Genomic DNA, 25,649 nt, shown 5'->3' with positions numbered 1-25,649 from the left:
ATCGCCTGGCCGAGCGCGCCGATCTCGTCGCGGCTCTCGAGCCGGACCCGGTGCGAAAGGTCGCCCACCGCCACCGCTTCGGCCGCCCGCACTACCCGCCCCAGGCCGCGGCTGATCCCCAGACCGATCCAGGCCGCGGCCGCGATGCCGACGACGACTGCCGCCGTCGCCATCGCGATCAGCAGACGGCGCACCTCCTGATATTTACCTGCTGCAGCCTGGCGGGCCGCCGCCAGCTCCTCGTTGACCTGCTTCACTCGGGCCTCGATCTTGGCCATGGCCTCGTTGAAGCTCGCCTGAGCCGGGCCGACCACGATGGCGAGCGCCTTGGCGTTGGAGTTCTCGTTCCCAAGCCGGATCACCTCCTTGGCGATCGCGACATAATCGTTCCAGGCGGCCTGCAGATGCTGCACCTGGGTAGCGAGATCGCCGCTCACCATGCGCGCGAGCGTGCCGAGGCTGCTGTCGGCCGCCGCACGTGCGCTGTCGGCGGCATCGTTGAACCCGGCGAGCATGTGATCGTTGGTGGCGAGGACCACCTGGTAGGTGGCGAGCCGCAGCTCCCCCACGTGCTCCTTGAACTCGGCCAGGGCGATGTCGGCGGTCGAGCCGCCCCCCGAGACGGCGAGCCGGCCCTGCAGTTCGTCGATGCCCTTGAGGACGGCGGCTATGGCTTCAGCAGCCTTGCCGAAGACGAGGTCGGCGGCTTTGACGTTCGTGTTCTCGAAGGTCAGACGACGGGCTTCGGCGATCTGCTGGACGTACTTGCTCCAGGCGGCGTCGATCTCCTTCAGGCGCTGCCGTTCCTCGTCGCTGCTCGCGAGCTTGGCGTAGCCCTCGCTCACGGCTCGGAAGGAATCGAGATACCGGCTCGTGTCCGCATCGGCCATTTGCATCACCGCGTCGCTATCGGCGGCGATCGTCAGAGTGACGCTACGCCCGACCTGAATCGCGCTGTTGCGCATGTTGCGGGCGAGATTGAGACGCTGCAGCGAGCCGTCCACGATCTCGGAGAGAAGATCGTTCGTCGTGCCGAGGCTCGCGACGCCCACGTAAGCCGTGGCGGCGAGCAGGATCAGGATCAGTCCGGAGGAGGCGGCCAGCTTGGCCTTGATGGGGAACCGCATCGTTTCGTTCTTTTCGTTGCGTGTGATGGAGGGAAACGTCGAGGTGGGCCGATGGCCGGGACGGCGACCGATGAGCCGCCATCCCGGCCCGCTCAGGCGCTCATCCGCTCGAAGGTGCTTTGGCCTCGATGGAAAAGCGCACGGGCGTCACCCCCGGTCGGTGGAACGGCGCGCTGCGTCGTCGGGCGCGAGGATGCGCGCCATGTCCAGGATGATGACGAAGCCCCGATCCTGCCTGACCACGCCCTGGATGAACTCGGTCCGCCAGCGCGTGCCGAGCTTCGGCAGCGGCTCGACCACGGCGCCGCGCACATCGATCACCCCGTGGACCGCATCGGTCTGGATACCCACCAGCGTCGGCTCCCCGCCGATCGCAACTTCGCTCACCACCACCCGCGCCTCGGCATCCGCAGGGGCCGGCGGCATGGCGAGGCGCCGGCGCAGGTCGATCAGCGCCACCACGTTGCCGCGCACGTTGACCAGCGCCGGCGCGAAGTCGGGCGCTCGCGGCACCTGCGCCGTCGGCAGCGGGTCGACCACCTCGCGCACCGCCTCCACCGGGATCGCGAAGGTCTCGTGGTCGAGAGCGAAGGTCAGGAACTCACCGGCCCGCCCGGGGCCGACGACACGGCTCTTCTCGGCGTGCTGCATGTCGTTCACCGCTGTGGAAGAAAGCCTCTCACGCCGAGAGGCGCCACGTGGCCTGGTCCTGCGCCGACTGGATCAGGCCGGTCGTGTCCAGGATCAGCGCGATCTGACCATCGCTCAGGATGGTCGCCCCGCCCAGCCCCGGAATGCCACGGTGCAGGGGCGACAGCGACTTGATCACGGTCTGGTGGTGGCCCACCACCTGGTCGACCACGAGCCCGACCCGGCCCTGCTCGCTGGCCACGATCACCACCATCTCGTGCTCGCGGGCACCCGCGCCGACGCCGAACAGCTCGCTCAGGCGCAGAAACGGCACCAGCGCCCCGCGGACGTCGAGAAAGCTGCGCCCGCTCGAGCCCTTGTGCTCGGCCGCCGCGAGCTCGACGCATTCCTCGATCGCCGCGAGCGGCACCACGCACATGCTGGCACCGACCCGGACCAGAAGCCCGTCGATGATCGCGAGCGTCAAGGGCAAGCGCAGCGTGATCGTGGTCCCCGCCCCCGGCGCCGAGGCCACCTCGATCGAGCCCCTGAGGTCCTCGATCGTCTGCTTGACCACGTCCATGCCCACCCCACGGCCGGAGATGTTGCTGATCGTGGCCGCGGTCGACAGGCCGGGATGGAAGATGAGCTGGTCGATCGCGCGCTCGGACAGGACGGCATCGGCGGCGATCAGGCCGCGCGCCACCGCCTTCTCGCGGATACGGGCCCGGTTGAGCCCGGCGCCGTCGTCCTTGATGCTGATCAGCACCTCGGCCCCGGCCTGGCGCGCCTCGAGATGGAGCGAGCCGTGCGCGGGCTTGCCGGCCGCGCGCCGGGTCGCAGCATCCTCGATGCCGTGGTCGACCGCGTTCCTGATCAGATGCACGAGCGGGTCGCCCAGCCGCTCGATCATGGTCTTGTCGAGCTCGGTCGCCTCGCCCGCCGTGGTCAGCTCGACCGCCTTGCCGAGCTCCTGCGAGAGGTCGCGCACCACGCGGCGGTAGCGGCCGAAGAGCGTGCCGATCGGCAGCATGCGCAGGCCCATCGTGGACTCGCGCAACTCGGCCGCGAGGCGCTCGATCTCCTCGACCACCCCGGTGAGCACGGGATCCTTGCGGCTCTGAGCGAGTGCGGTGAGCCGGGCCTGGGCGATGACGAGCTCGCCCACCTGGTCCAGGAGGGCATCGAGCCGGCTCGCCGCCACCCGCACGCTGGCCTCGGGCCGGTCCATGCTCCGGGCGGCCTCCCGCCGCCCGAGCCGACGGGCCTCCTTCGCCGCAGCGGGCGGAGCGTCGTGGTTGGCAGGAGCTGCCGGCGGACCCACAGCCGCGACCGTGACCGAGGCGCACTCCGGCGCAGGCTCCGCCGTATCCTCCGCGATCTCGATCCCGCCGCTGTCGGCCACGAAGATGAACACGTCCTCGATCGCCGCGCGCGGCCGGGTCGTGACCAGGCGCACGTCCCAGTGCAGATAGAGCTTGGTCGGGTCTAGCTCGCCCAGAGCCGGAACCGCTTCGGTCCGTGCCCGCACCTCGCAAGGACCGAGCGCGCGCAGCTCGTCGAGCATGCCCAGAGGATTGGTGCCGAACTCGAGCGCCGTCGCCGGCAGGCGGATCCCGATCCGCCAGGCCCTGGCCGACGGCTCGGTCGCGACCGGCTCGGCCGGCGCAGCCGGGATACAGGCAGTCTCGCCGGTGTCGCGCAAGGCCACGACGAGGCGCTCGGTTTCGGCGGGGTCGGCCGTGTCGGGTGCCTCGAGCAGCTGCTCGAGATGGTCGCGGGCGGCGAGCAGCAGGCCGGTGAGCGCCGGTGTCGCCGTCTCGCTGCCGCGCCTGATGCCTTCGAAGCGCGTCTCGACCTCGTGCGCGAACGTTGCCAGCGCCGGCGGCCCGAACATCCCGCCCGAGCCCTTGAGCGTGTGCAAGGCGCGGAAGATCGTGTCGACCAGGGCCCGGTCGTCCGGCCGCTGCTCGAGCTCGAGGAGCCCGGCCTCGAGCTCGCGCAAGAGCTCGCGTGCCTCGAGCAGAAAGGTGCCGGCGGGATCGAAGGCGGTCATCGGGGCGGTCCTAGCCGACGAGCTTCTTGACGACGGCGAGGAGCTTCGCCTGGTCGAACGGCTTGACGATCCAGCCCGTCGCACCCGCGGCCTTGCCCTCCATCTTCTTGCTCTCCTCGGATTCGGTGGTGAGCATGACGATGGGCACGCCGGCATGGCGCGGATCGGCACGGATCTTCTTGATCAGCGCGATGCCGTCGCAGCCCGGCATGTTGAGGTCGGTGATGATCATGGCGAAGCGCTGGACCTCGAGCTTCGCGAGCGCATCGCTGCCGTCGTTGGCGGTGACGGGCTCGTAGCCGGCGCTCTGGAGGGTGAAGGCCACCATCTGGCGAATGCTGGCGGAATCGTCGGCGCAGAGGATGGGCTTGCTCACGGGCGAACTCCTTCCCAGAAACGGCGTTCGGTCGGGTCGGCGAGGAGACCTGCGGTCTCGGCGAGGGCGCGCACGAGAGCGCCGGCACCCGGCTCGAGCCGCAGCGTCCCCCCTTGAACCTCGACGGCACGGCGTGCGGCGACGACGAGCTGGAGCAGGGTGAGATCGGCTTCGGTCACGCCTTCGAGGTCGAGGGCGAGAACCTTGCCGGGCTGGAGCCGCTCCTGGAGCAGATGCTTGGTGGCGACGGCGGTCTCGAGCGTGCACACCCCGGTAAGGGCGAGCACCTCGACGCCGGTCGCCGATGCGGACCCGAAGCGTTCGTCTGGCATGTCCGAAGCCGTCTTGCCGATTTATTCTTCGATGCCCCTTGCATGACCCGGATCAAAGAAGAATTCTCTCGTTCCGGTTGCATCCGGCATCGACACGTCTACCGAAACCGGCTCGTCACGATCAGTCGTTTTGTGGTCGCACTCGGAAACGATTTCCTGCGGCATCTTGGCTTAGCTGCCGGATCGAAGGATTCGCCGGCAGAGATCGTGAGCCCAGCTTCATCCGGCATGCCCTCCGAAGCTCCTCGCAGGGCTTGACGTGAATCAAGGCGAGCCCCCACATCGAGCCTAGGATGCTTCGAGCCCGTTCGTGGAGGAGGAAGCGAGATGCCGACTACCCGCTCGAACGCCAAGCAACGGCCGACCCTCGCGGAGATCGCGAGTCTCGTCGGCGGAGAGGACGCGACGCTCCACACGGCCATCCTCGCCACCGGCGCTACCTATGCCGAGATCGAGCAGGCGCTCATGCGGGCGGCAGGAGCCGACGAGGCTTTGGGAGAGGCCTCCCATCCGCTCGAGGGGCCGGCAGCGCAGGTCTACGAGCTCCTGACCGCCGACGAGGTGGGCGAGAACGACTGAACGCTGTTCTCCAAAGGAAACGGAAACGAGGGTCGAACGATGCGTGCAAAGACGGTCTGGGTCGTGGTCGCAGATGGCGCGAGAGCGCGCATCCTGAGCGCCGATCGGCGGACACGGCGGCTGACGCCGATCGAGGAGCTCGCCTCGGAGACGGCGCGCCGCAAGACGTCCGATCTTGTCAGCGACCGGCAGGGCCGCACCTTCGAATCGAGCTCGCCCGGCCACCGCAGCGCCATCGAGCCTCATACCGACGCACAGCGCCACGAGCAGGCCGAGTTCGCGCGGCAGGTGGCGCAGAAGCTGGCCGCGGCGGCGCACGAGCAGCGCTTCGACGAGCTCTACCTCGTGGCTGCTCCGCGCGCGCTCGGCGATCTGCGCGCCGCGCTCACGGAGGAGGTGTCGCAGCGGATCGTCGGAGAGATGGACAAGGATCTGACGAGCCTGACCGTGCCGCAGCTCGAGGAGCATTTCTGGACCAAGTTGGCCAGCGGCGGAAAGTAGAGCCGAAAGGTTCGGAACCTCGTTCGGGATCGTTCTGTTGTTACTCCCGAGTCACACCGAGCCGCATTCCGATGCGGCCCGGCCTCGGCAGGAGTGACCTTCATGCGATCCCCCGGCCTGTTCTTGGCAGGACTTGGCGCGATTGCACTTTTCGCTAGCCCTGCATCGGGACATGAGCTTCCTTGCGGTCAGACTGCCCACCTTGCCAGGCTGCTCGACCAGAGCTACGGCGAGGTGCCGGTCTCGGCTGGCCTGCAAGGCAACGGGCAGCTCTTGCAGATCTTCGCCTCGCCGACCACTGGCACCTGGACCGCGGTGACGACCACGCCGCGCGGCCTCTCGTGCGTGATCGCGACCGGGCAGCGCTGGGCGGACGACATGCCCGAGATGGACACGGCGGCGAGGACACCGCCTGCCGCCATGACCACTCCTCATGGCCCGCGTTGATCAGTGGCGTGCGTCGGTCTGGGCATGCTCCTGCGCGTTCCGGACGGCTTCGAGCTGCTGACGGCTGACCGTGCCCACTACCCGGCCGCGCTTGTCGAGGACGGCCAGGATGTCGGTCTTCAGGCGCTCCATCGAGAGCAGGACCTTGCTCAAGGGGTCGTCCTCGCGGCACCAGAACGGCCCACGGCGCATGAGGTCGGCCACCGAGATCGAGCCCAGCCACGAGCCGCGCTGCTGGTAGGCCATGAGCACGCTGCGCTCGCAGATGCCGATCACGCCGTAAGGATCGATGACGGCCAGACGATCGCAGCCGAGACCGCGCATCCGCCCGAGGGCGGCATCGGCCGTGTCGGACCAGGTGACGATGGCCTTCTCGCCTTCCATGACATCTTGGACGCGCTGGTCGTTCTGCATCGTTTCTTGCCCCCCGGCATCACCGCAGCGGCACGCCTCATGGCGCACCCTGTCCGAAAACGCCCGACAGGCGAAAAGGTTCCCCGAGGATAGCGCAATCAGGGGAACCTCGCCCCTTTCCGCGTCTTGAGTCGTGGCAGGCTTCGGACCATCGCCGTCGGCGGTGTCGCCCTAACCTTTTCGTCTCGGACCAGGAGGAACGATCATGACATCGATCCGCGCCGAACGTGCGCTGCGCGATCCTTCGAGCGTGTTCGACAGCCCGGAGGCGGTCCTTCAGGACAAGGAGCTGGGCATGGAGGAGAAGCGCGCCATCCTCGAGCGCTGGCGGCAGAACACCGGCTCGCCCATCGGAGGTGGCGGCGAACCCAATCTCGTGGCCCGTCTCGCGCGTGCGCTTTCTTTCCTCGACGAGGAGACGGGCGCGCACGAGGTCTCCCACGACCAGGGCTTCTATACTTCGGTGAGCGATATCGGCCGCGAGGATCGGAACGAAAGGAAGTGACCGGCGGGCCGATCGGCCCGCCGCGCCGTCGTCCGTTCGGCAGGTGCGAAAGATCGAGAAACCAAGTCCTTCTCAAAGCGTTTGTTGGGCGAAAGCGGCCGCACCATCACCGGGGCGGGAAACGGCTGGTCACGACCGGAGGACGACCTTGGCCTATGCGCTATCATCCGAGCTGTCCTCGCGGTCGCACGGGGCAGTGGCCAGCATCATTCGCAACACCTTCGCGCTCGTTCTGGCCGGCGGGCGCGGCTCGCGCCTGAAGGAGCTGACCGACCGCCGCGCCAAGCCCGCGGTCCATTTCGGCGGCACGGCGCGGATCATCGACTTCGCGCTCTCGAACGCGATCAATTCCGGTATCCGCCGCATCGGCGTCGCCACCCAGTACAAGGCGCACAGCCTGATCCGGCATCTGCAGAAGGGCTGGACCTTCCTGCGCTCCGAGCGCAACGAGAGCTTCGACATCCTGCCGGCGAGCCAACGCACCGGCGATGGTCAGTGGTATCAGGGCACGGCGGACGCGGTCTACCAGAACCTCGACATCCTCGAGCGCTACCCGATCGAGCACATCGTCGTCCTCGCCGGCGATCACGTCTACAAGATGGATTACGCCGAGATGCTGATGCAGCATCTCGACAGCCGTGCTGACGTCACGGTGGGCTGCATCGAGGTGCCGCGGGAGGAGGCGGTCGCTTTCGGCGTGATGCGCGTCGACGAGCAGGACCGGATCGAGAACTTCATCGAAAAACCGAACGACCCGCCGGGCATTCCGGGCAGGCCCGAGATGGCGCTCGCCAGCATGGGCATCTACGTCTTCGATGCCGCCTTCCTCTACGACCAGCTCCGCCGCGATGCCGCCGAGCCCTACTCGCAGCACGATTTCGGCCGGGACGTCATTCCCTATGTCGTCCAGCACGGCCGCGCGGTGGCGCACCGCTTCGGCCGCTCCGCCATCAGGACCAGCGAGAACGCCGAAGCGTACTGGCGCGACGTCGGCACGCTCGATGCCTTCTTCGAGGCCAATCTCGATCTGACGAGCGTGCTGCCCGCCCTCGACCTCTACGACCGCCGCTGGCCGATCTGGACCTCGACCGAGATGCTGCCGCCCGCGAAATTCGTCCACGACGAGGAGGACCGGCGCGGCATGGCGATCAGCTCGCTCGTCGCCAACGGCTGCATCGTCTCGGGTGCCCGCGTGCGGCGTTCGCTGCTCTCGACCGGAGTACGGGTGAACTCGTTCGCCGACGTCGATGGTGCGGTGATCATGCCCTATGCCGAGATCGGTCGGGGTGCCCGGCTGTGCAACGTGATCGTCGATTCCGACGTGCGCGTGCCGCCGGGTCTCGTCGTCGGCGAGGATCCGGCGCTCGATGCGCGCCGCTTCCGACGTACCGACGGGGGCATCACGCTCATCACCCAGGTCATGCTCGACCGAATGACCTGACCGGCGACGTCGTCGCCACCGCCTCGAGTACGGAAACGATCACATGATTCACATCACGCGGCGCGCGCGCATCTGGCCGGGCCGACCTTACCCCCTGGGTGCCACCTTCGACGGCCGCGGCGTCAACTTCGCCCTGTTCAGCGCCAATGCCGAGAAGGTCGAGCTCTGCCTGTTCGACCCGCGCGGACAGCGCGAGCTCGAACGCATCGTGCTGCCCGAGTACACCGACCAGGTCTGGCACGGCTACATGCCCGATGTCCGCCCGGGGCAGCTCTACGGCTACCGGGTCTACGGCCCTTACGAGCCGAAGCGCGGCCACCGCTTCAACCCGCACAAGCTCCTGCTCGACCCTTACGCCAGGCAGCTCGTCGGCCATCTGCACTGGTCGGACGCGCATTTCGCCTACCGCATCGGCAGCCGGCGCGGGGACCTGTCGTTCGACACGCGCGACAATGCCCGGGGCATGCCGAAATGCCGGGTGGTGGACACGGCCTTCACCTGGGGCGATGACAAGCTCCTCCACATCCCTTGGCACGAAAGCGTGCTCTACGAGACGCATCTGCGCGGCTTCACCATGCTGCACCCGGCCGTTCCGGACCAGGTCCGCGGCACCTGCGCCGGCTTCTCGCTCCCCGAGGTGATCGACCATCTCAGAGCACTCGGCATCACCGCGGTCGAGTTCCTGCCGATCCACGCCTTCGTCCAGGACCGGCACCTGATCGAGCGCGGCCTCACCAACTACTGGGGCTACAACTCGATCGGCTTCTTCGCGCCCGAGCCGCGCTATCTCGCCTCGGGCCACATCGGCGAGCTCAAGACGATGGTGGCCTGCCTGCACGATGCCGGCATCGAGGTGATGATCGACGTCGTCTACAATCACACCGCCGAGGGCAATCACATGGGCCCGACGCTGTCGTTCAAGGGCATCGACAACGCCTCCTACTACAAGCTCAGCCCCGAGGACGCGCGCTTCTACTGGGACAGCACCGGCTGCGGCAACACGCTGAACCTGAGCCACCCGCGCGTGCTGCAGATGGTGATGGATTCTTTGCGCTACTGGGTCGAGGAGATGCACGTCGATGGCTTCCGCTTCGACCTGACCTCGGCCCTTGCCCGCGATCCTTATGCCTTCGACTACGGCTCGGGCTTCCTCGATGCCGTGCGGCAGGACCCCGTGCTCTCGCAGGTGAAGCTCATCGCCGAGCCCTGGGATCTCGGCGAAGGCGGCTATCAGGTCGGCGGCTTCCCGCCCGGCTGGTCGGAATGGAACGGCAAGTTCCGCGACACGGTCCGACGCTACTGGAAGGGCGACCCCGGCCAGATCCAGGAGCTCGCGTCCCGCATCACGGGCTCGGCCGACATGCTGATGCACCAGGGCCGCCGGCCCTCGGCCTCGGTCAACTTCATCACCGCGCACGACGGTTTCACGCTTGCCGACCTCGTCAGCTACAACGAGAAGCACAACGAGGCCAACGGCGAGAACAACAACGACGGCATCAACGAGAACGATAGCTGGAACTGCGGGGCGGAGGGGCCGACCGACGATCCCGAGGTACTGGCTCTGCGCGCCAGGCAGAAGCGCAACATGCTGACGACACTCCTGCTTTCGCAGGGCGTGCCGATGCTGCTCGCCGGCGACGAGATCGGCAACACGCAGCACGGCAACAACAACGCCTATTGCCAGGACAACGAGATCGCCTGGATCAAGTGGGGCGAGGCCGACGTCGAGCTCGCCACTTTCGTGCAGCGCCTGATCCGGCTCAGGCGCGAGCATCCCGTGTTCCGCCGGCCGCACTTCTTCCGTGGTCAGCAGATCCGCGGCACGGCCACGCGCGACATCGTCTGGCTCAACGCCGAAGGCCGCGAGCAGTGCTCCGAGGACTGGCACTTCCCCGAAACGCGCTGCCTGGGCTTCCTTCTGGGCGGCGAGGCCGGCGAGCTGTTCTACTCGATCGGCGGCCGGCAGGAGCTCGACGACGGCTTCATCGTGCTGATGAACGCCTTCCACGAGCCGATCTCCTTCACCCTGCCCGGTCCCGAGTTCGGCAAGGCCTGGGAGGTGCTGATCGAGACTGCCCGCGGCGCGGAGGCGGAAGGAACGCGCTACGATGCCGGCGAGGACTACCCGCTCGAAGGGCGCTCGCTCGTCGTGCTCATCCGTCGCGACCGCTCGCTGAAGGCGGTGCGCGCCGAACCGACGCCGACCGAGCCGGCATTGGCGCTCGCCGCCACCGCCCCGCCTCTGCCCGGCGAGACGGCGGTCACGGCGCCGACGACCACCGAGGAGCCGCCGGCCGCAGTGGCGCCCGCGACCGAGGCGATCGAGCAGGACGAAGCCACGAGCGACAAGGAAACGGCGCAGGAGTAATGCCCATGCCCGAACTGCCGCGTTCCACCTACCGCCTGCAGCTCAGAAGCGGCATGGATTTCGCCAAGGCTGCGGAACTCGTCCCCTACCTCGCCCGCCTCGGCATCAGTCATCTCTACCTCTCTCCGCCGTTCCAGGCGGCGCGAGGCTCGACCCATGGCTACGACGTGGTCGACGCCAACCGGCTCGACCCCGTGCTCGGCGGCGAGGCGGCGTTCGAGGCCCTGGCACGGACGGTGCAGCGGCACGGGATGAAGATCCTGCTCGACATCGTGCCCAACCACATGGGGGTCGGCCAGGACAATCCCTGGTGGTGGGACGTGCTGAAGCACGGCCGCGAGAGCCGCTACGCCCGGTTCTTCGACATCGACTTCGACCGCGATCCCGAGGGCAAGCTGGTCCTTCCCGTCCTGGGCGGAACCCTCGACGAGGTCTTGAGCCGCGGCGAGATCGGGCTCGACCGCGCCGATGGTTCGGGTGAGCCGACTTTACGCTACGTCGACGAGCGCTTCCCGGTGAGCCCGAAGAGCGACCTGCCCGAGAGCGAGCCCGACGCGCCGGCGCTCCGCCGGCTGATCGAGGCCCAGCCCTACCGGCTCGTGTTCTGGAAGGAAGGCACCACCCGGCGCAACTATCGCCGCTTCTTCAACATCGACCAGCTCGGCGGGCTTCGAGTCGAGGAGCCCGAAGTGTTCGAGGAGAGCCACCGGCTGATCCTCGATCTCGTCGCGCGCGATCTCGTCCAGGGCCTGCGCATCGACCACGTCGACGGCCTCACCGATTCCAAGGCCTATCTCGAACGCCTGCGGCGGCGCTGCGCGGAGGTCCGCTCCGGTGCGACGCCGTTCTACATCGTGGTCGAGAAGATTCTGGTGGGCGACGAGCAGCTTCCCGAGGACTGGCCCGTTGCCGGCACCACCGGCTACGAGTTCATGAACGAGGTGCTGGGCCTTCTCGTCGACCGTCCCGGCCTCGACCGGCTCGAGGCGCTGGCCGGCGAGATCACCGGCGAGACGGCGAGCTATCGCGAGGTCCTGCGTGCCGCCAAGGGCCAGGTGCTGGAAAAGCTCTTCGCGGGCGAGCTCACCGTGCTCGGCGAGCGGGTCGCCCGCCTCCTGGGCATCGGCGAGGATGCGGCGCAGGCGGCTCTGCGCGAGCTCCTGATCGCGTTCCCGGTCTATCGCACCTATGGCGGCGGCAACTCCTGGAGCGCCACCGATGCCGGCATTCTGGAGCAGGTCTTCGCCGAGGCCGGCGAGCGTGCCACCCCGGAAGTACAAGCGATCCTGAACCGGCTCGAGCGCCTGCTGGCCGGACCGCAGGGCGAAGCCCGGACCCTGGTCCTGGGCCTGCAGCAGCTCTCCGGGCCGCTCATGGCGAAGGCCGCCGAGGACACCGCCTTCTACCGCTATCCCCGCCTTCTGGCGCTCAACGAGGTCGGCGGCGAGCCCGACGCACACGGTCTCGAGCCCGAGGCCTTCCATCGCCTGATGGCACACCGGCTCGAGCGCTGGCCCGGCAACCTGCTCGCCACGGCGACCCACGACACGAAGCGCGGCGAGGATGCGCGCACGCGGCTCGCGGTCCTGAGCGAGCAGCCGGAAGCCTGGGCCGAGGCGGTACGAGGGTGGCGCCAGCTCAACGCGCCGCTCCGGCGGGGCTCACCTGCGATCCATGCCAAGGACGAGTACATGCTCTACCAATCGCTCCTGGGTGCCTGGCCGGCAGAGCCGGCGCCGATCGATCGGGAAGCGCTCGGGGCCTTGCGCGAGCGGCTGGCGGGCTGGCTGCGCAAGGCGCTGCGCGAAGGCAAGGAGCGCTCCGACTGGAACGACCCGAACGAGGCCTACGAGGGAGCGGCCCAGGCCTTTCTCGCGGCGATTCTCGATCCCGACCGTTCCCGGCCCTTCCTCGAGGCGTTCGGCGGCTTCGTCGCCCGGCTGGCGCCGATCGGCGCGGCCGACAGCCTCGTCCAGCTCGTCCTCAAGCTCACCACGCCCGGCGTGCCCGACATCTATCAGGGCACCGAGCTGTGGGATCTGAGCCTGGTCGACCCCGACAACCGACGGCCCGTCGACTTCGCGCAGCGCCAGCGCCTGCTCGACGACGACACCCCGCCGGCCGATCTCGCCGGTCGCTGGGCCGATGGCGCCGTCAAGGCGCGGCTGCTCGCCCTCCTCCTGGCGATGCGCGCGCGCGCTCCCGACCTGTTCGCGCAGGGTGCCTACCAGGCGCTCGCGGTCGAAGGGGAGAAGAGCGGTCATGCGCTGGCCTTCGCCCGCTACCACGGCGACGCGACCCTGATCGTGGTCGTGGGCCGACGGCTGGCCGGCCTCGTCGACGGAAACCTGCGCATCGCACCGGATGCCTGGGGTGATGGCAGCGTCGTGCTGCCGCCGGCATGGCACGATCTCGTCTTCGCCGACGTTCTGGGCAGCGGGTCCACGGCACCCCGCGACGGCCGGCTGCGCCTCGCCGACCTCTTGACGCAGCTACCGGTAGCGCTGCTCGTCAACCGTGGCCGGGCCTGAGCGGAGCAGCGCCATGAGCGTGGGAAGCCGCCGATGACGCCACAACCGATCGGCATCGCGGGTGCCGGTCCAGCCGTCCCGGTCGCCTCGATCGTGGCGGTGGGCACTGCCGTGATCGCGGCGCTCTATCTCGGCCACGGCGTGTTCGTACCGCTGGCGCTGGCGGTCCTCGTCAGCTTCGCGCTCGCTCCGCTCACGAACCGCCTGAAGCGCCTGGGGCTGGGCAAGACGCCTTCGGTGCTCCTGGTCGTAGTCCTCGCCTTGACCCTCGTCACGGGCTTCGCCTACCTCCTGGTCGAGGAGGCGATCGGGCTCGCCGGTCAGCTACCGCGCTACGAGTACAATCTGCGTCAGAAGATCCGCCTCCTCGGACCCGAGACGGCGAGCGGCAGCGTGTTCGAGCAGACCGCCGAGGTCTTGCGCCGCATGGGCGAGGAGCTCGACAAGGTCACGACCCCCGATGCCGGCAAGGCGCCGAGGATGGGACAGGTTCAGGCGCCACGCCCGATCCCGGTCGAGGTGCACGAGCCGCCGAGCTCGCCGATCGCGACCGTGGTGCAGCTCGCGGGCGTGCTCGCCGAGCCCCTCGCCACGCTCGGTATCATGCTTCTGTTCATCGTCTTCGTGCTGCTCGAGCGCGAGAACCTGCGCGACCGCGTGATCCGCCTGTTCGGGGCGCGCGACGTGCACCGCGCCACGGAGGCGATGAACGACGCGGGCTCGCGTATCGGCCGCTATCTCCTGATGCAGCTCACGATCAACCTGATCTACGGCGTCCTGTTCGGCATGGCCTTGTGGCTGATCGGCGTGCCGAGCGCCCTTCTCTGGGGCCTGATCGGCGTGGTCTTGCGCTTCATTCCTTACATCGGCGCCCCGATCTCGGTGCTGTTCCCGCTGGCGCTCGGCATGGCGGTGGACGCGGGCTGGACCATGCCGCTCCTGACGGCGGGTAGCTTCGTCCTGATCGAGGCCATGTGCGCCTACGTGCTCGAGCCCATGCTGTTCGGGGCCAGCACCGGCCTTTCCAAGGTGGCGCTGATCGTCGCCACCGCCTTTTGGACCATGCTGTGGGGGCCGGTGGGCCTGCTGCTCGCCGCCCCTCTCACCGCCTGCCTCGTCGTCATCGGCCGGCACGTGCCGCAGCTCGAGTTCCTCGAGGTGATCCTGGGCAACCGGCAGGTGCTCACTCCCGACGTCAAGCTCTACCAGCGCCTCCTCGCCGACGATGCGGACGAGGCTGCCGACGTGGCCGAGGAGCATCTCGAGCAGCACGGCCTGCTTGCCACTTGCGACGAGGTCCTGCTGCCGGCGCTGGCGCTCGTGGCCCAGGACCGTGCGCGAGGTGTCCTCGAGCGCAGCCGGCTTCAGGCCATGGCCGAGGACCTGAGCGCGCTTCTGGACGATCTCGCGAGCGATGCCGGTGTCCCGAGCGCTGCCGTCGAGGCTGTCGGCCGGCATACGCTCTGTCTCGGCGCCGGCTCGCGCATGGACGAACTGGCGGCGCGAACCGCCGCACGAGCACTCGGCGTGGTCGGACTGCCCGCCACGACCGCGATGTCCGGACCCGGCGGGCGGCTGCGTGCGGCGGCGCTGCCATCGCTCGAGAACGTGGAGGCCCTGCTCGTGACCGCGGTGGGCCCCACCGCCAGCGGCCGTGCCCGTCGCATTCTGCGCCGAGTCCGCGGCCGATACGGTGTCATGGTCCCGATCGTGGTGGGCTTGTGGACGTTCGACGAGGGCGAGGGCGCTGCAACGGCGAGCACGGGTGAGCAGCTGGATGCCGACGAGGTGGTGGGCCGGCTCGCGGATGCGGCGCAGGCGATCGCCAAGCATACGGGCCGCGAGCTGACGCCCCCGGTTCCGCAGGAAAAGGCGAATGCTGCCGGCGAACCCGCGCCGGTGATGCGAGGTCCGTCGCTCCAGGTGCCGGGTTGAGGACCGCGTGCTCTCTGCCGGGCCGTGACGGCACACACCGCAGCACCATCGGCCTCAACCGGCCCGCGCACCCGCCGCGCTACGGACTTCGGGGATCGCGCCGGGAATCCGGGTGTGCCGGGCGATCCCGCGCACGAGGGCGGGCGCCAGACGGCAGGCGCGGACGATCGGCTCCTGCAATCGGAGGACGGCACCCGCGCGGGAGACCAGGCTCGCAAGCCGGACCGGCCGCTCGAGCAGCCGCACCGCCTCGGCATGGAACGAGGCCGCCGATCGCCCGGCCAGGATCGCGTCCGCCGCGAGCGAGGCCGTGTGCAGGGCCATGGCCATGCCGTCGCCGGTGAAGGACGGGATCACCGCGAGCTGGTCGCCGACGCGGTAGACGGGCGTGACATCGTCCTCGCTCTTCGCACGATGGAGATAGCCGTGAGGAATACGGCAGATCGCGAGCGGCCGCGGCCAGCAAGGAGCCGCATCCACGAGCCGCTCCTTCAGGTGCGGCACCTCGAGGAGCAGCCGCCGCCAGTCGCACCCCGACCACGCGAAGCGTTCCTTCGTGACGAGCAGACAGAGATTGGCGATCCCGCCCTCGACCTGCTGCAACCCGGCATAGCCACCCTCGAACAGGACGAGCTCGACATGGCGGACGAGGGCTCGACCCTGGCTCGGGGAAAGGCGCACGTGCAGCTTGAGCCCGACGAGCGCATCGCGAGATCCCGGACGCTGGTGCCCGCGCAGCTCGTGCTTGCCGGTCGCGAGCACGACACGGCGCGCGGCGAGCGGGCCGCCCGTGGTCGCGAGCCGCATGCCGCCGGTGCCGTCGGCGGCGATCCCCTGCACCGTCCAACCGCGGCGCACGTCGGCTCCGGCCCGCTCGGCCTCGTGCAGGAGCCAGGCATCGAGACGGAGCCGCGAGAGCCCCCAGGCCGGAAACGGCAGCGAGACCGTGGCCTGCGTCGCACGCGCGACGAGCCGCACCTGTCCGATAGGTACCGCACCCAGATGCCCGAGCGGATCGCGGATGGACCCCAGTGTCGCGAGATGATGCGCCGCCTCGAAGCTCACGAACTCGCCGCATACCTTGTGACGCGGCTCCCGCGCGCGCTCGAGCAGGACGATCCGCCGGCCCGCTCCTGCCAGCCGGCAGGCCACGGCCGCCCCGGCGGGCCCGCCGCCGACGATCGCGACATCGGCGCTCAGCTCGGCCACGCCCCCTCCCCGACCCGGAACAGCATGGCCTCGGCGGTGAGGCCGGGGCCGAAAGCGAGCGCGCAGCCGAGCGACGGACGCGGCCGTGCTTCCATCAGCCGGCCGAGCACGAACATCATCGTGGCCGAGGACATGTTGCCGTAGGCGCGTAAAGTAGCGCGCGAGGCGTCGAGCGCTGTCGCATCGAGCCGCAGCGCATCTTCGACCGCATCGAGCACCGAGCGGCCGCCGGGATGCACCGCCCACAAGCCCACCTCGCTGGAATCGCGGCTGCCGAGGAGTCCCTGGACGTGACCGGGCAGCCCCTTGGCGATGGTCGCGGGGACGGCACCATCCAGCCACATGCGAAACCCGCTCTCGCCGATGCGCCAGGCGATCTGGTCGCGACTGTCCGGTAGCACCGTGCTGCGAAAGCCCAGAATCTCGAGACCCACGGGCTCGCCGCTCACCAGGCTGGCGGCGCAGCCGTCGGCGAAGAGCACGAAGGTCAAAAGGCTCTCGAGATCGTCCGTCTCCTGCAGGTGGAGCGTGCAGAGCTCGAGGTTCAGGATCAGCACGCGCGCCCGGTGCTGCGAGCGGACGATGTGGGCGGCGAGCTTCAGGGCGGGCAGCGCCGCCTGACAGCCCATGAAGCCGACCAGCGTGCGCTCGACGCCCGGCGGCAGACCGAGGCGAGCCATGAGCTCGAGGTCGAGCCCCGGCGCGTAGAAGCCGGTGCAGGTGGTCACGACGAAGTGCGTGATCTCATGCGCGTCGCGGGTAATACCCAGCGCCTCGAGAGCCTCGAGGGCCAGGATCGGGGCTTGCGCCTCATAGAGGCGCATGCGCTGCCCCGTGTCGGGAAAGGCGCCGGGCCGGAAGAGGCCGATCCGGTCCAAAAGTTCCGGCGAGGGATGCGGCTCGATATAGGAGAAGCGATGATCGATCTGCGCCCGCTCGGCCATGCGCTGGAACAGCCGCCTGGAGCGGCCATCACGCAGCATCGAAGGCGCGTACTCCAAGAACTTCCGGTGCACGTCGAAAGTCGGGACGGCGGTGGCGATCCGGTTGATGTAGGCGGGCTGCATCCGATGAACCGATCTGGCACGCCTCTTTCCGATACGTTCCTCACGTTACCCGGAGAACACCACCGGCCCGCCGGCCGCCCGGCCGGGCTCGGGTCACAAGCCCGTGACGTTTCCCGCAAGAACAGCGCCACGCGACGCCATGAAGTAGAGGCCCATGTGATGGGTCGCGGGCTTGGGGTGTGCCGCCGTCTCCGGCAGGCCGAGACCGACGGCCGTCGTCCGCGGCAGGTCGTAGGTCGCCGTGGCGGGCTCGAGCACCACCACGTCCTCGAGCGTCGGCATCAGCCCGTGATTGCGCGCCGAGAGCATGGTGAGGACGAAGTCCATCACGCAGATGTCGGTGCAGATGCCGGTGACGAGCACGCTCCTCAGCCGGTGGACGTTGACCCAATCCACGACTTTGTTGTGCGAGGTGCCGTGCGTGCCGTGATAGATCGGCTCGATGGCACCGACGAAGCCGTTGATGCAGTCCTTGCGGATGATCGCGACGTCGGGGTCGTCACAGAGCCAGAGCAGCTCCGGCACCAGGTTCTCCTCCCCCGTGCCGCGCTCGCAGTGCGGCGGGTAGGGCGGCTCGGGCTTGCCGGGCTCGTGCGTGTCGAGGAACGCGAGCACCGGCCAGCGCCGCTCGCAGAACCGCCGCGCCACCGCCACGGTCTCCTCGACCATGCGGGCGATCTGCGCATCCGGAGCCGGGGGCGCCAGATTGCCCGCCCCCACCGTGCAGAAGCCGTTGACCTCGTCGACGATCACGAGCCCGGTCTCGCCGTGCGGGACCGCATAGTCCACGAGCCGGATCGGCAGCTCGGCCTGCAGCATCTCGAGCAGGTTGTCGTGCATCGCCATCCTCGCTGCGCCATGAAGGTGAGACGGCCGCCACCGTGGCGCGATCGCCCGCGCAAGGCAAGCGGCAGGACAAAGGGTTCGGGCGGACGGCGGCGCGCTTGACACCGGGCCGTGCCGCGTCCTTTCTCGCCCGCACGTCAGGAGCGAGGAACGGTGATGCGGATCGGGGTGATCGGCTGCGCGGGCCGGATGGGGCGAACCAACCTGCGCGAGGTGCTGACGACGTCCGGCGTCACGCTTTCGGGCGGAGCCGAGCGGCCGGGCAATCCCGCGGTCGGCCAGGATCTGGGCATGCTCGCGGGTCTCGACCCGATCGGCATGGCGGCGGGCGACGATGTCGCGGCTCTCGTCCGAGCCTCGCAGGCCGTGATCGAGTTCTCGACACCCGAGGCCACGCTGCAGAATGTCGCCATCTGCGCCGAGCACGGCTGCGCGCACGTGATCGGCACCACGGGCCTCTCGCCCGAGCAGGAGCGCGAGCTGCGCCGTCACGCCGAGCGCACGGTCGTCGTCTGGGCGCCCAACATGAGCCTCGGCGTCAACCTGCTCCTGGGCCTGGTCGAGCAGGTGGCGCGCACGCTCGACCCCGGCTTCGACATCGAGATCCTCGAGATGCACCACCGCCACAAGGTGGACGCACCTTCCGGCACCGCGCTCGCCCTCGGCCGGGCCGCGGCGCGCGGGCGCGGCGTCGAGCTCGATGCGGTCGCCGCCCGCGCGCGCGACGGCATCACCGGGGCGCGGCCCACGGGCGCCATCGGCTTCGCGGTCATGCGCGGCGGCGACGTGGTCGGCGATCATCGTGTCGTGTTCGCCGGACCCGGCGAGCGGATCGAGCTCGCCCACATCGCCTCCGATCGGCGCATCTACGCACGCGGTGCGGTGCGTGCGGCGCTCTGGACCGCGAGCCAGCGGCCCGGCCTCTATGGCATGGCCGAGGTGCTGGGCCTGCGTCCCGCCGGCGGCTAGAGCGGAGTTGCCCGTTTCCGCTACTCGGCTGCCATTCGGGACGAGCGCGGCCGGTAGGTCACGAGCTTCGGCAGGCGGCGGGCCTGCGCGACCCAGTCGCTCACCTCCTCCGGAGTCGGCGAGCGCCGGGCGAGCCGCTCGCGCCGGTTGTACTCGCGCAGCTTCTCGTGCAGTCCTTCCGGGTCCTGCTGGGCCAGGGTCTCGACATCGTGGATGTCGAGCTCTTCCAGCATCAGCCCGAACACCGCGCCCACCCCGTTCACCCGCGCCATGTCGGCACGCTGGACGAGATCGGTCAGGATCTCGGGCGCTATCTTGGTGGCGCGGGCCAGCGCCTCGCGATCCTCGAACAGGGCGGCGGCTGTAAGGAGCTGGCTACAGGTGGTGATGCGGCGCACTTTCAACGCCACACGCACCTGGAAGGGCACGCCTCTGAGCTTGCTGATCGGCAGCGTGTAGCTGGCCGTGTCCGTCCCGAGCGAGCCTTCTTGCGCCTTGTGAGTATGGGGAGCCTGAACGTAATGCATCGTCGCTCCAAGTCTCTTTCTGCTGATCTCGCGCCGAGAATCGCTTCTCGCATATCCAGTAAGGCAAACAACGTGCCATGCACTTATCTTAGTAGTATAAAACGATTTACCGAAAAACCATGCCGATGATCCCCGGAAGCCTGGCGGCCCATGAAAAGATTCATGCCGCGTACGCCCGTGTATTATCTGCCGGACAATTTCCCGTGATATTGAAATGGTTATTAACATTAATTTCCTCCCGACCCACGATTGAAGATGGAAATTTGTCGGCAAGCATCAATGCTTCCGAAACGCCCCATTGATGGCTTCAGCCGAGACCTGGACGCTTTATCCGTTCATGCTTTCTGTCAAAAGAACCGACAGGTGAATGGGAATGCGAGCTGCTGGCCAGGGGCGTTCAGCGGTAGCGCTGCAGGGCCGAGCGCAAGGCTCGGGCGAGATCGAGCCGCTCTTCGGGCGTGAGAAACGTCCCGACACGCAGCCGGAGCCCGTGCGATCCGAGCGTCAGGAAGCTGTCGCGCCGCGGCGGATCGTCCATGTCGACCCGCACCCAGTAGGGCTCGAAACGCCAGTGTCGGGCCGCACCGTCCGGCTCGATCCGGCGGACGTGCAGCCCCGAGGCATCGAGCCGGATGAGCTCGCGCTGCCGCGCCTGTCGCTGGCAGTAACGGAAGGCGAGATAGAGCAGCAGCACGTCGAGGCCGAAGAAACCGGTGACCGGCCAGGCACCGGCCAGGGCGAAGGCGACGCCCAGCGCCACGCTGGCGCTGGACACGCCGAGCATCAGAACGATAAACCCGAGCCGCCCCAAGGACTGATTGGGGTAGAGCTCGGCTTCGAAAGCCGTCTCGTCGTCTTGCATCGCGCCCGATGGCCCATAGGCGTCTGTGGCTCGATCATATAGACCGCAGCTCGGGTGCGCGCCACGCCGACGATGGTGAGGGGTGATGGTGGAAGAGAGGCCTTTGACCCTCCTGAGCGCCGAGGAGATCGAGCGGTTCTTCGAGCTGCTCGCCAGCCGCAACCCCGCACCGAGGACCGAGCTCGTCTACGCCGACCCGTTCACGCTCCTGGTCGCCGTGGTCCTCTCCGCGCAGGCGACCGACGTGGGCGTCAACAAGGCGACGAAGGCGCTGTTCGCGGCGGCACCCACGCCCGAGGCCATGGTGGCCCTCGGCGAGGACGGCATCCGCGAGCGCATCAGGACCATCAATCTCTACCCCACCAAGGCCAGGAACCTGCTGGCGCTCAGCCGGATCCTGCTCGAGCGGCACGGCGGAAAGGTGCCGAAGGACCGCGTGGCCCTGGAGGCCCTTCCCGGCGTCGGCCGCAAGACCGCCAACGTCGTCCTGAACGAGGCGTTCGGCGAACCCACGATCGCCGTCGACACCCACGTCTTCAGAGTGTGCAACCGCACCGGCCTCGCCCTCGGCAAAACACCCGAGGCGGTCGAGGCCGCCCTCGATCGCGTGGTGCCCGAGCGCTTCAAGCGCGGCGCCCACCACTGGCTGATCCTGCACGGCCGCTACGTCTGCAAGGCGCGCCGCCCGGACTGTCCCGTCTGCCCCGTGCGCACGATCTGCCGCTGGCCCGACAAGACCACGACCGCCGAAGGCCTCGGGCCCGAGGCCAGAGCCGACGCTGCGGAGAAGGTGGTCGTCAAAGCGGATCGTAGCGGCCGACGACGCCCCGCTCGGTAAGCGCACAGCCCGTGAGCCGCCGCTCGGCGGCGCGCATCCGCCAGGAGAGCATGGCCTGCGCCTGCTCCAGCACTTCGGCCGCGCGCTCCGGCAGGCCGGCGATGCTCGAGCTCCAGCCCGGATCGGCCGCCGTGTCGAAGCAGAGCGCCGGCAGGCTCGTGAAGTGGACGTAGGCGTGGCGGCCGTCCCAGCGCACGGCGAGCGCGCAGTCGTCGCTCGGCAGGCCCAGCGCCGTCTCGTAGGTCCGGTCCACGATATCGCGGAAGTCGTGCTCCCAATGCGCTGCCCGACGCCAGCGGTCGGGTTTGCTGCATGTCAAGAATCCCGACAGCGGGCGGCCGTCACACTGCAGCGGGACGGCCAGGCCGAGCGCCTCCAGCACGGTCGGCATGAGGTCCACCTGCTCGGTGAACGCATCGACGCGCGCACCCCGCGCCCCTTCGGGGTGCCGCACGATCAAGGGCACGTGGAACGCCTGCGGAAAGAAGCCGGATTTGCCGAGCATCCAGTGGTCACCCAGCATCTCGCCGTGATCGGACGTGACGATGACGAGCGTGCGCTCCAGCTCGCCCCGCCGCGCGAGCGCCTCCAGGATGCGGCCGAGATGGTGGTCGACCTCGGCGATGAGCCCGTAATAGACCGCGCGCAGCCGTGCCAGCGCCGCATCGCTCAGGATCGCGCGGCGATCCACCGCCCCCCCGCCCGGCACGGCCGTGCCCTTGACCGGCTGGGCGAGATGCGCGGCGAGCCAGGGATGCAGCGCCGCTTCCGCCTCGACCGTAGCCGCCCGCACCGGCGGCGGCACGTCCTCCGGCCGCACGGCCGAGAACCAGGGCTCGGGCGCCACGAACGGCGGGTGGGGCTTCAGGAAGGACAGGTGAGCGAACCAGGCCTCGCCCGCCCGCTGCCGGTCGAGCCAGGCGAGGAAGCGGCCGGCGAGGAAGGCGGTGATGCTGTCCTCGGCGCGGAAAGGTGCCGGCTGCAGGAAGCCACCGCCATAGATCTCGTCGTAAGCCAGCCGGCCGTAGCCGCGCGCCTCCAGATGCTCGAAATAGGCCTCCTCCGCCTCGGGCAGGCGCAGCTCGACACGAAAGCCCGGCGCTACCCCCTCGTAGGTGCGCAGCCAGGGGCTGTCCGGCGGAAGCGTGCGTGGATCGGCGCTGGTATCGGTGTAGCCGAACAGGACCGGGTCGAAGCCCGCCTGCCGGACGAGGCTGGCGAGAGTCTTGTGGCGCGCATCGAGCGGCGTGCCGTTGGTGATCGAGCGGTGGTTGAGCGCATAGAGGCCGGTATGGAGCGAGGCGCGCGAGGGGCCGCAGGGTGTCGCCTGCGCGAAGTGCCGGGTGAACAGCACGCCGTCGGCGGCGAGGCGATCCAGGTTCGGCGTGCGCACGACCGGATGGCCGAGGCACGACAGGCACTCGCCGCGCCACTGATCGGCGGTGATGAAGAGCACGTTCATCCATGAACCTCCCGCAGGACCCCGCTCGACGCGGAGCAAGGCACCGGATGCGCGCGCCGGCAAGAGAGCTCGCTTGCCCTGCGCCGATTTCTTTGATTATATTCATATATTATGACCATCATCCGGAGCCGCCATCATGCTGTTCGTCACCAACCGCCGCCTCGCCGGCCCGCGTCGGTCCGATCCCGGCCGCTTCGTCACCTTCGCCGAAGGCGACGGCGAGCCCGGCGTCTCGCTCTATTTCTGCGAGCGGCAGGGGCCCGGCCGCTACGTCGAGCTCACCGCCGCCCCGTTCTTCTCGCGCCTGCGCCGCTCGGCCCGTCAGCAGATCCTGCTCTTCGTCCACGGCTTCAACTGCCAGCCGGAGCGGCAGATCTTTCCCGACGCCGGGCGGCTGCAGCGCTTATGCGACGCGCTCGCCCCCGGCCTCGTCGAGGTGGTGCCTCTGGTCTGGCCCTGCGACGACGATTTCGGCCTCGTCCTCGACTACTGGGACGATCAGCGCGCCGCCGAGATCAGCGGCCTCGTGCTCGCCCGCATACTCGGCAAGTTCATCGCCTGGCGCGACCGGCTGGGCCGCGAGGAGGCCTGCCTCAAGCACGTCAACGTGCTGGCCCATTCCATGGGCAACCGCGTGCTTGCCGTAGCACTCGCCTCCTGGGCCCACGACTATGGCTGTGTGCCGGCCCTGTTCCGGAACGTGTTCATGGCGGCGGCCGACGTGCCCGACGACCTCTTCGCCCCTGGCCAACCAGGCACGGTCATCGCCGGGGCCGCGCGCAACGTCGTGGTCTACCATGCCGCCGACGACCTGGCGCTGCGCTCGAGCAAGGTCGTCAACGTCAAGAACCGGATCGTCCGGCGGCGGCTCGGCCATACCGGCCCGGCCGACCTCGACACGAGCCCGCGCAACGTCGTGGCCGTGGACTGCGACGGCTTCAACTCTCGCTACGACCGCTTCGGCCACAGCTATTTCCTGGCCGATCCCGAAGGCCGGCCCGGCGCCCTCCTGCGCCATGCCGTCGAGACCATGCGCACGGGCCGCGTCGCCGGGCTCGCTCCGGACCGGCGCCGGCTCGTGCTGGAACCCGAGACCGCTCAGGCCCTGCCGCCGCCGGCGAACAGCGACCAGCCGCCGTTCGCGGCTCCGACGCGATCGGGTCTTGCCGAATCCTCGTGAGCGTTTCATTCTCACGCTAGAACAGGAGCTTCTGTCGATCGGACGACCGCGGGGCGCGCACTTTCGCCGAAGTCGCGCGTGGAGGCATGGAGAGGCGAGGTCCGCCTGTCGGGGTGGCGGCTCCTCGTGCGGGTCGGATTGTTGCGGAGGGAGGCAGAACGATGCTGGAATCGGGCAGGCTCGCCATGGCCGGGGTGCTGCTGGCTGCGGCCACCGTCAGCGGCTCCGCTGCCAGGGCCGAGACGATCGCGATCTCGTGTGGCGCGGTCGGGCTCGAGCTCAAGATCTGCCAGGAGGGTGCCGAGATCTGGGCCAAGAAGACCGGGCACCAGGTCAACGTCGTCTCCACGCCGAACTCCGCCACCGAGCGTCTGGCGCTCTACCAGCAGATCCTGGCCGCGAGTTCTCCCGATATCGACGTGTTCCAGATCGACGTGATCTGGCCGGGCACGCTCGCGAATCATTTCGTCGACCTGAAGAGCCACGTCCCGGCCGACGTGCTCGCAAGCCATTTCGAGGCGATCGTCGAGAACAACACGGTGAACGGCAAGCTCGTCGCCATGCCGTGGTACACCGATGCCGGCGTGCTCTACTACCGCAAGGACCTCCTGGATGCCGCCGGCAAACAGCCGCCGCAGACCTGGGAGGAACTCGGCGCCATCGCCAAGGAACTGCAGGACAAGGCGCGCAGCCAGGGCAACGATCGGATGTGGGGCTACGTGTTCCAGGGCAAGGCCTATGAAGGCCTGACCTGCAACGCGCTCGAATGGATCGACAGCTATGGCGGCGGTCGGATCGTCGACGACAAGGGCAAGGTCACCGTCGACAACGACAAGGCCGTCCGGGCCCTGACCTGGGCGGCCTCGACGGTGGGCACGATCGCGCCCGAAGGGGTCTTGAACTACAGCGAGGAGGAGAGCCGCGGCGTCTTCCAGTCCGGCAACGCGATCTTCATGCGCAACTGGCCTTACGCCTGGGCGCTCGCGCAGGCCGAGGACAGCCCGATCAAGGGCAAGATCGGCGTGGTGCCGCTGCCCAAGGGTGGCCCCGACGGCAAGCATACCGGAGCGCTCGGCGGCTGGCAGCTCGCCGTCTCGAAATACAGCCGGCATCCCGAGATCGCGATCGACCTCGTCCGCTACCTGACCTCGGCCGAGGAGCAGAAACGGCGCGCCGTCGCAGGTTCCTACAACCCGACCATCAAAGCGCTCTACCAGGATCAGGACGTGCTGAAGGCCGTTCCCTTCTTCGGCACGCTCTACGAGACCTTCACGAACGCCGTGGCGCGGCCCTCGCGGATCACCGGTGCGAAGTACAACCAGATGAGCGCCGAGTTCTTCAACGCCGTGCACCAGGTCCTGAGCAAGCAGGAGAAGCCGGCGGAGAGCCTGGCCGCGCTCGAGAAGCGGCTCGATCGCCTGTCGCGTGGCGGCCGCTGGTGAGATCC

24 protein-coding genes are annotated in these 25,649 nt (G+C 68.9%); 11 read left to right on the top strand and 13 right to left on the bottom strand.

The genetic code is table 11. The features are described 5' to 3' along the window. The 5 genes from U1T56_RS21410 to U1T56_RS21390 form a co-directional block, all read right to left on the bottom strand. Positions 1-1,127: MCP four helix bundle domain-containing protein (locus U1T56_RS21410; protein ID WP_418161541.1), on the bottom strand; the 1,127-nt coding region annotated here is incomplete at its 3' end. 147 nt (positions 1,128-1,274) lie between these two features. Next, positions 1,275-1,778 carry a chemotaxis protein CheW gene (locus U1T56_RS21405; RefSeq protein WP_418161540.1) on the bottom strand — a complete coding sequence of 168 codons (504 nt, stop codon included), beginning with the start codon at positions 1,776-1,778 and terminating at the stop codon, positions 1,275-1,277. 28 nt (positions 1,779-1,806) lie between these two features. Next, positions 1,807-3,813, bottom strand: coding sequence for a chemotaxis protein CheA (locus U1T56_RS21400; protein WP_418161539.1), 2,007 nt, complete (start codon positions 3,811-3,813; stop codon positions 1,807-1,809). A gap of 10 nt (positions 3,814-3,823) precedes the next feature. After that, positions 3,824-4,189: a response regulator gene (locus tag U1T56_RS21395; protein WP_418161538.1), complete on the bottom strand. Its 366-nt coding sequence runs from the start codon at positions 4,187-4,189 to the stop codon at positions 3,824-3,826. Then, on the bottom strand, positions 4,186-4,521 hold the full coding sequence (locus U1T56_RS21390) for an STAS domain-containing protein (RefSeq protein WP_418161537.1): 336 nt from the start codon (positions 4,519-4,521) through the stop codon (positions 4,186-4,188). Before U1T56_RS21390 ends, U1T56_RS21395 begins: the two co-directional genes overlap by 4 nt. Positions 4,522-4,848: 327 nt before the next feature. Between U1T56_RS21390 and U1T56_RS21385 the strand changes: the two genes are divergently transcribed. Next, positions 4,849-5,100: a hypothetical protein gene (locus tag U1T56_RS21385; RefSeq protein ID WP_418161536.1), complete on the top strand. Its 252-nt coding sequence runs from the start codon at positions 4,849-4,851 to the stop codon at positions 5,098-5,100. A gap of 39 nt (positions 5,101-5,139) precedes the next feature. Beyond that, positions 5,140-5,601: a host attachment protein gene (locus U1T56_RS21380; protein WP_418161535.1), complete on the top strand. Its 462-nt coding sequence runs from the start codon at positions 5,140-5,142 to the stop codon at positions 5,599-5,601. A 224-nt stretch (positions 5,602-5,825) separates the two neighbouring features. Here the strand turns inward: U1T56_RS21380 and U1T56_RS21375 are convergent, their stop codons facing one another. Beyond that, the gene (locus U1T56_RS21375) at positions 5,826-6,023 is read right to left on the bottom strand and encodes a hypothetical protein (protein WP_418161534.1); all 198 of its coding nucleotides are present in this window, start codon (positions 6,021-6,023) and stop codon (positions 5,826-5,828) included. Positions 6,024-6,048: 25 nt separating this feature from the next. Further along, on the bottom strand, positions 6,049-6,462 hold the full coding sequence (locus U1T56_RS21370) for a CBS domain-containing protein (RefSeq protein WP_418161533.1): 414 nt from the start codon (positions 6,460-6,462) through the stop codon (positions 6,049-6,051). A 205-nt stretch (positions 6,463-6,667) separates the two neighbouring features. Between U1T56_RS21370 and U1T56_RS21365 the strand changes: the two genes are divergently transcribed. The 5 genes from U1T56_RS21365 (at position 6,668) to U1T56_RS21345 (ending at position 15,242) form a co-directional block, all read left to right on the top strand. After that, complete coding sequence (locus U1T56_RS21365) at positions 6,668-6,967, top strand: hypothetical protein (RefSeq protein WP_418161532.1); 300 nt, start codon at positions 6,668-6,670, stop codon at positions 6,965-6,967. Positions 6,968-7,163: 196 nt separating this feature from the next. Next, entirely contained in the window at positions 7,164-8,408 is a 1,245-nt protein-coding gene (gene glgC / locus U1T56_RS21360; RefSeq protein ID WP_418161531.1) for a glucose-1-phosphate adenylyltransferase, read from the top strand. A 43-nt stretch (positions 8,409-8,451) separates the two neighbouring features. Next, on the top strand, positions 8,452-10,776 hold the full coding sequence (gene glgX / locus U1T56_RS21355) for a glycogen debranching protein GlgX (RefSeq protein WP_418161530.1): 2,325 nt from the start codon (positions 8,452-8,454) through the stop codon (positions 10,774-10,776). A 5-nt stretch (positions 10,777-10,781) separates the two neighbouring features. After that, positions 10,782-13,307 (top strand): malto-oligosyltrehalose synthase, encoded by a 2,526-nt coding sequence (gene treY, locus U1T56_RS21350; protein WP_418161529.1) that lies wholly within the window; start codon positions 10,782-10,784, stop codon positions 13,305-13,307. Between the two features lie 33 nt (positions 13,308-13,340). Further along, positions 13,341-15,242 (top strand): AI-2E family transporter, encoded by a 1,902-nt coding sequence (locus U1T56_RS21345; RefSeq protein WP_418161528.1) that lies wholly within the window; start codon positions 13,341-13,343, stop codon positions 15,240-15,242. A gap of 54 nt (positions 15,243-15,296) precedes the next feature. On the opposite strand, the gene U1T56_RS21340 is transcribed toward U1T56_RS21345, so the two are convergent. The 3 genes from U1T56_RS21340 to U1T56_RS21330 form a co-directional block, all read right to left on the bottom strand. Continuing rightward, positions 15,297-16,451: an NAD(P)/FAD-dependent oxidoreductase gene (locus U1T56_RS21340; RefSeq protein WP_418161527.1), complete on the bottom strand. Its 1,155-nt coding sequence runs from the start codon at positions 16,449-16,451 to the stop codon at positions 15,297-15,299. Beyond that, a complete protein-coding gene (locus tag U1T56_RS21335; protein WP_418161526.1) occupies positions 16,439-17,518 on the bottom strand; it encodes a type III polyketide synthase in 1,080 nt (359 codons plus the stop codon). Before U1T56_RS21335 ends, U1T56_RS21340 begins: the two co-directional genes overlap by 13 nt. 93 nt (positions 17,519-17,611) lie before the next feature. Beyond that, positions 17,612-18,358 carry an isochorismatase family protein gene (locus tag U1T56_RS21330; RefSeq protein WP_418161525.1) on the bottom strand — a complete coding sequence of 249 codons (747 nt, stop codon included), beginning with the start codon at positions 18,356-18,358 and terminating at the stop codon, positions 17,612-17,614. Between the two features lie 162 nt (positions 18,359-18,520). On the opposite strand from U1T56_RS21330, the gene dapB reads away from it, so the two are divergent. Then, positions 18,521-19,333 carry a 4-hydroxy-tetrahydrodipicolinate reductase gene (gene dapB, locus U1T56_RS21325; protein WP_418161543.1) on the top strand — a complete coding sequence of 271 codons (813 nt, stop codon included), beginning with the start codon at positions 18,521-18,523 and terminating at the stop codon, positions 19,331-19,333. 20 nt (positions 19,334-19,353) lie between these two features. On the opposite strand, the gene U1T56_RS21320 is transcribed toward dapB, so the two are convergent. Further along, entirely contained in the window at positions 19,354-19,860 is a 507-nt protein-coding gene (locus tag U1T56_RS21320) for a DUF4332 domain-containing protein (protein WP_418161524.1), read from the bottom strand. 397 nt (positions 19,861-20,257) lie between these two features. Further along, positions 20,258-20,722, bottom strand: coding sequence for a DUF2244 domain-containing protein (locus U1T56_RS21315; RefSeq protein WP_418161523.1), 465 nt, complete (start codon positions 20,720-20,722; stop codon positions 20,258-20,260). 103 nt (positions 20,723-20,825) lie between these two features. Between U1T56_RS21315 and nth the strand changes: the two genes are divergently transcribed. Further along, positions 20,826-21,560: an endonuclease III gene (gene nth, locus U1T56_RS21310; protein WP_418161522.1), complete on the top strand. Its 735-nt coding sequence runs from the start codon at positions 20,826-20,828 to the stop codon at positions 21,558-21,560. Here the strand turns inward: nth and U1T56_RS21305 are convergent. Next, entirely contained in the window at positions 21,520-23,022 is a 1,503-nt protein-coding gene (locus U1T56_RS21305; protein ID WP_418161521.1) for an alkaline phosphatase family protein, read from the bottom strand. The two genes, nth and U1T56_RS21305, sit on opposite strands and share 41 nt — an antisense overlap. A 136-nt stretch (positions 23,023-23,158) precedes the next feature. Between U1T56_RS21305 and U1T56_RS21300 the strand changes: the two genes are divergently transcribed. Together U1T56_RS21300 and U1T56_RS21295 are read left to right on the top strand one after the other, a co-directional pair. Next, a complete protein-coding gene (locus U1T56_RS21300; RefSeq protein ID WP_418161520.1) occupies positions 23,159-24,202 on the top strand; it encodes an alpha/beta hydrolase in 1,044 nt (347 codons plus the stop codon). A 161-nt stretch (positions 24,203-24,363) separates the two neighbouring features. Next, complete coding sequence (locus U1T56_RS21295) at positions 24,364-25,644, top strand: ABC transporter substrate-binding protein (RefSeq protein WP_418161519.1); 1,281 nt, start codon at positions 24,364-24,366, stop codon at positions 25,642-25,644. Positions 25,645-25,649 lie beyond the last annotated feature (5 nt).

The sequence above is a fragment of the Benzoatithermus flavus genome, assembly GCF_037908215.1.
In the GTDB taxonomy this organism is placed as follows: Bacteria; Pseudomonadota; Alphaproteobacteria; order Geminicoccales; family Geminicoccaceae; genus Benzoatithermus; species Benzoatithermus flavus.
The sequence above is the reverse complement of the archived record's forward strand: the minus strand, read 5'-3'. Positions and strand labels throughout refer to the sequence as shown.